Source organism: Phenylobacterium sp. CCH9-H3, assembly GCF_001557235.1.
GTDB lineage: Bacteria > Pseudomonadota > Alphaproteobacteria > Caulobacterales > Caulobacteraceae > Phenylobacterium.
This window is the reverse complement of the sequence record NZ_LSJI01000282.1, coordinates 35,852-43,589: the sequence shown is the minus strand read 5'-3', so window position 1 is coordinate 43,589 and position 7,738 is coordinate 35,852. Positions and strand designations below refer to the sequence as shown.

Below are 7,738 nucleotides of genomic sequence, written 5' to 3'. Positions count from 1 at the left end.
CTCCAGCCCGGCCAACCGCGACCAGGCCGCCCTGTGGAACGACGCCGCCGGCCGGACCTGGGCCGAAATGCAGGCCGTGCTGGATCGGATGCTGGCGCCTTTCGTCGACCGGTTGGTGGCCGAGGCGTTTCCGGGCGAGGGCGGCTGTGTGCTGGACATCGGCTGCGGCGCGGGTGCCACGACCCTGGCCATGGCGCGCCGGGTCGGCCCGCAGGGCCTGTGCCTGGGCGTGGACATATCGGCCCCGCTGGTGGCCGCGGCCCGCGAGCGGGCGGCCGCCGACGGTGTGGCCGCCGCGGCGTTCCTGGAGGCCGACGCCCAGACCCATGGCTTCGATCCGGGCGCGTTCGACGCGGTGATATCGCGCTTCGGGGTGATGTTCTTCGACGACCCCGAGGCCGCGTTCGCCAACATCCGCCGCGCCGCCCGTCCCGGCGCCGCCCTCGCCTTCGTCGCCTGGCGCAGCCCCGCCGACAACCCATTCATGACCACCGCGGCGCGGGCGGCGGCGCCGTTCCTGCCGCCAACGCCCCCGGCCGCCCCCGACGCGCCGGGCCAGTTCGCCTTCGCGGACGGCGAGCGGGTACGGCGCATCCTGGACCGCGCCGGCTGGCGGGACGTGGACGTCAGCCCCCTGGACCTGCCGGGCGAGGTGGCCGAGGCGGATCTGATGGCCTACGTCACACGGCTGGGGCCCGTCGGCCTGGCGATGCGGGACATGGGGGAGACCCGCCGCGGGCAGGTCGCCGGGGCTCTGCGGAACGCCTTCGCGCCGCTGGTGCAGGACGGAGCCGTCCGGTTCACCTCGGCCTGCTGGCTGGCGCGCGCCCGGGCATGAGAAAGCGCGCGCCCACGAAACCAAATCGCGTTCCGTGCGCTCAAGCTGTCTCGGGGTACTAACAAATGGAGACTTTCTCGATGCGCATCCTGACCGCGGCCCTCGCCGCCTGTGCCGCCGCCAGCCTCGCCGCGTGCAGCAGTCCCGCCGACAAGCAGGCCGAAGCGACGGCCGACGCCATGGAGTCTCAAGCCGCCGCGACGCCGAACGAAGCGCAGGAAAAGGCTCTCAACGCACAGGCCGACGCCGTCGAGCAGCAGGCCGGCAACGCCGACGGCGGCGCCACGACGGCCAATACGCCGGACACCAGCCCCTCCAAGTAGCGGAGCGGGGCCGCGCGGGGGATGCGCCTGCCTGCCGGTGGGCGGGTCCGCTGCGAGAGCTGACATCAAGACCTCCGGTCCCCAGGGATCGGAGGTTTTTGACATTTGATACAAATGCGGCGGCCGACGGCGGTTTTCGTCACATGGCCGCCATATTTTTTGACATCGCCGGGAACAATGCACGCCTCTCCCGGTTCTGGTCCCGGGCTGCATGCCGGCACTGAGAGCCGTCATGCTCTTCTGGCTGTAAAGGGGCCTTAAATGTCTGTGCATAAACACTTTTTCGCGGGCGCGGCCGCAGCGCTGGGCCTGGGCGCCATGGCGGGCGGCGCATCGGCCGCGACCTTCGTGGAACCCTGGACGACCACGCCGATGGGCGGCATCTCGGTCGCCTTCGGGAACGATGGCCTGGGCATCCCGGGCGCCGAGAGCATCCCCGGCGAAACCACCTCGACCCACGTCTACGACGAGGGGACGGGCGCCTTCACCAACACCTTCAGCTTCGAGCTTCCGGATGGCATCGTCGGCTTCACGCTGAGCTCCATCGGGTTCCTGGCCAACAGCTCGCTGACCGTCTCGTCGTTCACCTTCAACGGCGTGGACCTGGCGTTCACCAACACGCCGACCGGCGACGGCGGCAACACCGTGCTGGGCGCCGACGGTCCGCTGCCGATCGTGGCCGGTGGGCCGCAGGTGCTGACGATCGCGGGCTTCGGCGGTTCCGAAGCCGTCTATGCCGGCACGGCGACCTTCGCCGCCGGCGTGGTGCCGGAGCCGGGCGCCTGGGCGCTGATGATCTTGGGCTTCGGCGGTACGGGCGCCCTGCTCCGCCGCCGCCGGAACGCCCTGGCGTTCGCCTAAGTCCACGGCGAGCCGCAACCGACGCGAGGCCCCGGCGGCGACGCCGGGGCCTTTTCCTCAGGCGGCTAGCGCTTCTTCCCCAGCTCGGCCGCGATGTCCTTGGTCAGGCGGCCGACCTTGCGGTGCGCGGAGACGATCTGGTCCTGGGTGACGCCCCAGCGCTTCATCCAGTACTCGACGGCCTTGCGTTCCGAGAGGTCCAGGCGGTCCTTGTCGATGAAGCCGCGCTTGTCCTTGAGACCGGCCATGTGAGTCCTCCGTATCGCCGCAACCTAGCGCCGCGGACGACCCGCGTCGCGGGCAAGCTGGCGGCTGCGGCAAGGGAGGCCTAGATTGGGTCATGGCGGTCGCATTCACCCGTGAGGAAGACTACGAGGCGCAGGCGGCGGACCTCCCGGATCGGCCGATCTCGGCGCATCCCAACCTGGTCACCGCCAGCGGACTGGCCGCCATCGAAGCCGAACTGGCGGCGGCGCGGGCGGCCTATTCCCAGGCCCAGGCCGAGGGCGGGGTGGCGGCGGACCGCACCGCCATGGCCCGGGCTACCCGCGACCTGCGCTACTGGTCGGCGCGGCGGGCCAGCGCGCAGCTGACGGAACCCGAGCTGGAAGAGGACACCGTGCAGTTCGGTCGCACGGTGGAGATCGAGCGCGACGATGGCCGGCGGCAGACCTTCCGCATCGTGGGCGAGGACGAGGCCGACCCGGCGCAGGGCCGCATCAGCTATGTGTCGCCGCTCGCGCGGGCCCTGTTGGGCAAGGGCGTGGGCGAAGCGGTCGCGCTGGGCGAGGCCGAGGTCGAAGTGATCGCAGTCCGCTGAGGACCGCCGACATGTGGATTGGGGGAAGGGTCGTCGGCTGACCAGGCGCCCGATCAGGGGGGCTGGGGGGCTGTTCAGGATCCGGACCGGAAGCGGGCCAGCCGACATATCCAATAAACGGGCGGCCTGTGTCCGGCTCAGGTCGGGAATAAGACCATTTCAGGGCGTGTCGACGCCGCCACAGGATACGGGGGAAATGCGGCGGAGGCGCGCGGGGACTTGTCGCGCGACCGCGGTTGGAGGAAGACCTTCGGTAACGGCGGCCGGTCTCTCCAGCCGCCGGGGCGTGGGGCCCCCGCAGCGCTTCCGGGATCTTCGGATCCCGTGCGGATCAAAAGAAGCGGCAGAGGCGGCTCGCAAGAGCCGCCTTCTTGCTTTGTGGGTTTGGGGCGGCTCGCAAGAGCCGCCTTCTTGCTTTCAGGCCTTGGCGAAGCGCGGCCGAGCCTCCATGTCCGTCTCCTGACAATGTAAAGCCAAGGGAGGCGACCATGGCCGGCGTGCCGGACAAGGGGCTGCAGTTGCGGTCCACCATCAAGAGCAGTGGCGAACTGGAGCTCCGCCTCGTGGAGACGCCGGTCGCGCCGCCGGCGGGCGACGAGGTGCTGGTGCGGGTGGAGGCCTCGCCGCTGAACCCCTCGGACCTGGGCCTGCTGCTGGGGCCGGCGGACCTGTCGACCCTGAAGAGCGCGGACGGCGTGACGACGGCGCAGGTGCCGGAGAAGTTCCTGAAGGCCATGGCCGCGCGGATCGACGAGTCCATGCCGGTGGGCAACGAGGGCGCGGGCGTGGTGATCGCCGCCGGGCCCGACCCGGCCGCCCAGGCGTTGATCGGCAAGACGGTCGCCCTGCTGGGCGGGGCCATGTACGCCCAGTACCGGACCGTAAAGGCCGCCGACGTGCTGGCGCTCCCCGAGGGCGCCACGGCCGCGGACGGCGCCTCGTGCTTCGTGAACCCGCTGACCGCGCTTGGGATGACCGAGACCATGCGGGCCGAGGGACATACCGCCCTGGTGCACACGGCGGCGGCCTCGAACCTGGGGCAGATGCTGAACAAGATCTGCCTGAAGGACGGCATCGATCTGGTGAACATCGTCCGCAGCGCCGAGCAGGCGAAGATCCTGACGGACATCGGCGCCAAGTACGTGGTGGATTCCACCTCTCCCACCTTCCAGGACGACCTGACCGCGGCGCTGATCGCGACCGGCGCCACCATCGCCTTCGACGCCATCGGCGGGGGCAAGCTGGCCAGCCAGATCCTGTCGGGCATGGAGGCGGCGGCCAATTCGCGGGGCGGCGCCTACAGCCGCTACGGCTCCAGCGTGTTCAAGCAGGTCTACATCTACGGCTCGCTCGACCCGCGGCCGTCCGAACTAGCGCGCAACTACGGCCTGTCGTGGGCGGTGGGCGGCTGGCTGCTGACGCCGTTCCTGGGTAAGCTGGGCGCGGAAGGCGTGGCGCGGCTGCGCAAGCGGGTGGCGGACGAACTGAGGACCACCTTCGCCAGCCACTACACGGCCGAGATCTCGCTGGCCGAGGCGCTGCAGCCGGACGTGATCGCCGCGTACAACAAGAAGACCACGGGCGAGAAGTACCTGATCAACCCCAGCAAGGATCTCTGACGATCGCGCCCTAGCCCTGGGACGCCTCGGCCGCGGCCTTCTCCTCGGCGCGGCGGACCAGGGTCTTGAGGCCTTCCATCACGGCCTCGGCCTCGGGCGAGTCCTCGGGAAGGTTGGCCATCCGCAGGACGCCCATGGTCTGGATGTGCGCGGCGATGGCGGCCGTGTTCCAGGCCCCGGCCTCGATGTAGCGGTCGGAGAGTTCGCAGAGATTGTAGGCCACCTCGCCCAGGCGGGAGAGATGGCACAGGCCCGCGAAGCCCACGATGGCGCTGGCGCAGGCGTAGACGTCGGCGTGGGCGGCCGTGTCCTCGCGGGCGGCGGCCTGGCGCAGCCTGTCCAGGGCCCCGTCCACTTCGGCCAGCATGCCGGGACGCATGGACTCGATGTTGGCCTCGGCCTGCGCCACGGCCTCGGCGAGCTTGCGCCCGCCGGGGGTGGAGATGAGCTTGCCCAGGCGGTTCGGACGGCGGATGTAGCTGACCGAGCTCATCGGACGACCTTCTTGGGGCTGAGCAGGTTGTCGATCTCGTCCTGGTCCATGTTGCGTTCCACCGCATCCCCGAGCTCGGCGGAAAGGTCGTTGTGGCGGCGCCCCACGCCGTCGGGCGGGCCCAGGTTCTGGAAGCGGCGATCGGGCCCCGTGTAGGACGCGCACTCGACGAAGGTGCGGTTGTTCTGGGCGATCCAGAGGATGCGCTGGAGCAGCACCGTCGGGGCCAGCGGTTTGGAAATCATGAAGTGGGCGCCGCAGTCGCGGGCGCGCGAGACGTTGCGGCTGCTGGTGTGGGAGGAGATCAGGACCACGGGGGCGAAGGCGTTGGGCTCGAGGTTGGAGCGGCGCAGCCAGTGGACGAACTCGTAGCCGTCCGGCTGTTCGGGCTGCAGGGTCGCCTCGCAGGCGATGAGGTCGAGCGGGGCGCTGTGGGCGATCTGCTGCGCCTCCTCGAACGAGGTGGCCTTCAGGCAATGGGTCGCGCCGAAGCCCAGGAAGATCGAGGTCAGCACGTCCATCGCCTGGTTGTTCGGCTCGACCAGCAGGATCGACGCCTTCCTGAGGTCGATGCGCGAGCCGAGGTTCGCAAGGGACATGTCGGCCAGGCTCATCGGCGCGCGCGCTCTGGGCTCTTCGGTTGCTTCCCAACTGTGGGAATCGGATGGGAATTTCCCAGGCAGATCGAAACATTCGGTAAAGCCCGAGGGGCGCCCCCCAATTTGGGTAGCGTGGCTCGACGGCCTCAGAGTTCGCCGATGCGATCCACGCTCGTCGCGGCCGGAGCCGCGTTCGCAGCAAGGCGCTGGCGCGGATGCGGCGGATCGGCCTTCGGCACGGGCTGCAAACCTGGAGTGTGCATGTCGAAATCGGTTTTTGCCGCGCTCGCCGTCGCCGGCCTGTCGCTGGTCCTTGCCGGACCCGCCGCCGCACAGAGCGGCTTCCTGAAGAACCTGGCCCGCCAGGCGGCCGCGGCCGCGATCCAGAATGCGGCGCAGCCCCAGCAGTCCCAGCCGCCGGCGGCCGAAGCGGAGGGGCAGGACGCGGCCCAGCCTGCGCAGTACGCCGAAGCGGCCCAGGCCCCGCAGACCTCCGGCCCGGCGCCGTGGCCGAAGAACGTCGGCGCGAAGTCGGTGAGGTATCCCTCGAACCTGACCTTCTCGCCCGAGCTGGAAGACCAGAAGAAGGCCTTCGTCGAGTTCAGCAAGGTCTCCTGCAACGACTGCGAAGGGGGCTACAGCTACGACGCCTGGGTCCGGCATTTCGTGCGCCTGGATGGATCCTACGGGGCCTGGGAAAAGAAGGTGGGAGCCCTGGCGCTGGGCGAGTCCATCACGTGGAAGGGATCGGCCTCCACCGGCTCGATCACGGTGGTGAGCGAGGAGCCGGTCAACGGCTGGCCCTGCAAACAGCTCAAGTGGGAACTGAAGAAGGCCCAGTCCCAGGCCGAGCGCCCGGGCCTGTTCTGCTATGGCAAGGCGAGCTCCTACGCCGGCTCGGACAGCTGGACCGAGGTCTTCTAGCCACGCTTGCCTGACCCGCGGGAAAGGGGCGTCCTCTGCGGAAAACCGTGGGAGGACGCCAGGCCATGAAGATCGACCTCCTGTCGCCGGCCAGCTTCGCCGGCGGACAGCCGCATGGACAGTACGACTGGCTGCGCGAGAACGCGCCCGTGCGCTGGCACGACGAGCCGGACGGCAGGGGCTTCTGGGCGGTCACCCGGCACGCCGACGTCTGGGCGGTGGACCGCGACTTCCAGACCTATTCGTCCGAGCCGACGATCATGATCAACGACCCCCTGGCCGAGGCCGGCGGGTTCGGGCCGTACAAGATGATGCTGATGATGGATCCGCCGGAGCACACGGCGTTCCGCAAGCTGATCCGGTCGGAATTCACAGAGCCGTCGGCGCGGCTGCGGCAGGCGCGGATCCAGGAGCTGGCCAAACAGATCGTCGATGCGGTGATCGACAAGGGCGAATGCGATTTCGTGGCCGAGGTGGCCGGCGAGATGCCCTCGTTCGTGATCGCCGAGCTGATGGGCCTGCCGCTGGAGGACGGGCGCGAACTCTACAAGCTGACCGAGACCATCCACACCGCCCCCGAGGCGCTGCCGCCCGGGGCCGGCGGCCAGGCGGTGATGAAGATGTTCGAGTACGGCTCGAAGGTGATGGCGGAGAAGCGGGCTCGCCCCGGCGACGACCTCGCCTCCCGCCTGCTGGCCTGCGAAGTGGACGGCCGCAAGCTGGAGGACATGGAGTTCCTGCTGTTCTTCCTGCTGCTGGTGGACGCCGGCGGAGACACGACCCGCAACCTGCTCTCCGGCGGGCTGCTCGCCCTGATGGAGCGTCCGGAGCAGTACGCCTGGCTGATGGCGGACCTGGAGGGGCGGCTGCCGACCGCGCGCGAGGAGCTGCTGCGCTGGACCAGCCCGGTGATCTACATGCGCCGCACGGCCAAGCGCGACGCCGAACTGGCCGGCCAGCAGATCCGCGAGGGCGACAAGGTGGTGATGTACTTCGGCGCCGCCAACCGCGATCCGGCGGTGTTCGATCGGCCCGACGTCCTGGACCTGGGGCGGGCCGAGAACCCGCACATCGCCTTCGGCACCGGGCCGCACGGGTGCCTGGGCCAGCACATCGCCCGGATCGAGATCGACGCCATGCTGCGCGAGGTGCTGACGCGGATGACGGGCTTCGAGCCGGCGGCGCCGGTGGAGTGGCTGGCGTCGAACTTCATCTCGGGTCCGCGCGCCATGCCGCTGCGGTTTCGCACGGTATGAGCGCC

General features: G+C 69.9%; 10 protein-coding genes. 7 read left to right on the top strand and 3 right to left on the bottom strand.

The genetic code is table 11. The features are described from left to right. The 3 genes from AX721_RS25185 to AX721_RS25175 all read left to right on the top strand — a co-directional run. Positions 1–838: class I SAM-dependent methyltransferase (locus tag AX721_RS25185; RefSeq protein ID WP_082769888.1), on the top strand; the 838-nt coding region annotated here is incomplete at its 5' end. Between the two features lie 80 nt (positions 839–918). After that, complete coding sequence (locus tag AX721_RS25180) at positions 919–1,161, top strand: hypothetical protein (protein WP_068878709.1); 243 nt, start codon at positions 919–921, stop codon at positions 1,159–1,161. 261 nt (positions 1,162–1,422) lie between these two features. Beyond that, positions 1,423–2,022, top strand: coding sequence for an FxDxF family PEP-CTERM protein (locus tag AX721_RS25175; RefSeq protein WP_068878708.1), 600 nt, complete (start codon positions 1,423–1,425; stop codon positions 2,020–2,022). A gap of 65 nt (positions 2,023–2,087) precedes the next feature. On the opposite strand, the gene AX721_RS25170 is transcribed toward AX721_RS25175, so the two are convergent. Beyond that, a complete protein-coding gene (locus tag AX721_RS25170) occupies positions 2,088–2,270 on the bottom strand; it encodes a DUF3606 domain-containing protein (protein ID WP_068878707.1) in 183 nt (60 codons plus the stop codon). A 92-nt stretch (positions 2,271–2,362) separates the two neighbouring features. Here AX721_RS25170 and greA point away from each other — a divergent pair, with 92 nt between their 5' ends. Both greA and AX721_RS25160 read left to right on the top strand, forming a co-directional pair. Beyond that, entirely contained in the window at positions 2,363–2,842 is a 480-nt protein-coding gene (gene greA, locus AX721_RS25165) for a transcription elongation factor GreA (protein ID WP_068878706.1), read from the top strand. A 488-nt stretch (positions 2,843–3,330) separates the two neighbouring features. Then, entirely contained in the window at positions 3,331–4,461 is a 1,131-nt protein-coding gene (locus AX721_RS25160) for a zinc-binding dehydrogenase (protein ID WP_068878705.1), read from the top strand. A gap of 10 nt (positions 4,462–4,471) precedes the next feature. Here AX721_RS25160 and AX721_RS25155 read toward each other — a convergent pair whose 3' ends face one another. Next, on the bottom strand, positions 4,472–4,954 hold the full coding sequence (locus AX721_RS25155; RefSeq protein WP_068878704.1) for a hypothetical protein: 483 nt from the start codon (positions 4,952–4,954) through the stop codon (positions 4,472–4,474). Then, positions 4,951–5,568, bottom strand: a complete 618-nt coding sequence (locus AX721_RS25150) for a response regulator (RefSeq protein ID WP_231733464.1) — start codon at positions 5,566–5,568, stop codon at positions 4,951–4,953. The genes AX721_RS25155 and AX721_RS25150 overlap by 4 nt, the downstream gene beginning before the upstream one ends. A gap of 246 nt (positions 5,569–5,814) precedes the next feature. Between AX721_RS25150 and AX721_RS25145 the strand changes: the two genes are divergently transcribed. Both AX721_RS25145 and AX721_RS25140 read left to right on the top strand, forming a co-directional pair. Next, complete coding sequence (locus AX721_RS25145) at positions 5,815–6,477, top strand: hypothetical protein (protein ID WP_068878703.1); 663 nt, start codon at positions 5,815–5,817, stop codon at positions 6,475–6,477. A 65-nt stretch (positions 6,478–6,542) separates the two neighbouring features. Next, the gene (locus AX721_RS25140; RefSeq protein ID WP_068878702.1) at positions 6,543–7,733 is read left to right on the top strand and encodes a cytochrome P450; all 1,191 of its coding nucleotides are present in this window, start codon (positions 6,543–6,545) and stop codon (positions 7,731–7,733) included. Positions 7,734–7,738 lie beyond the last annotated feature (5 nt).

Coding starts and splice junctions, on each gene's coding strand:
- AX721_RS25180 (WP_068878709.1), top strand. CDS start 919: ATGCGCATCCTGACCGCGGCCCTCGCCGCCTGTGCCGCCGCCAGCCTC.
- AX721_RS25175 (WP_068878708.1), top strand. CDS start 1,423: ATGTCTGTGCATAAACACTTTTTCGCGGGCGCGGCCGCAGCGCTGGGC.
- AX721_RS25170 (WP_068878707.1), bottom strand. CDS start 2,270: ATGGCCGGTCTCAAGGACAAGCGCGGCTTCATCGACAAGGACCGCCTG.
- greA (WP_068878706.1), top strand. CDS start 2,363: ATGGCGGTCGCATTCACCCGTGAGGAAGACTACGAGGCGCAGGCGGCG.
- AX721_RS25160 (WP_068878705.1), top strand. CDS start 3,331: ATGGCCGGCGTGCCGGACAAGGGGCTGCAGTTGCGGTCCACCATCAAG.
- AX721_RS25155 (WP_068878704.1), bottom strand. CDS start 4,954: ATGAGCTCGGTCAGCTACATCCGCCGTCCGAACCGCCTGGGCAAGCTC.
- AX721_RS25150 (WP_231733464.1), bottom strand. CDS start 5,568: ATGAGCCTGGCCGACATGTCCCTTGCGAACCTCGGCTCGCGCATCGAC.
- AX721_RS25145 (WP_068878703.1), top strand. CDS start 5,815: ATGTCGAAATCGGTTTTTGCCGCGCTCGCCGTCGCCGGCCTGTCGCTG.
- AX721_RS25140 (WP_068878702.1), top strand. CDS start 6,543: ATGAAGATCGACCTCCTGTCGCCGGCCAGCTTCGCCGGCGGACAGCCG.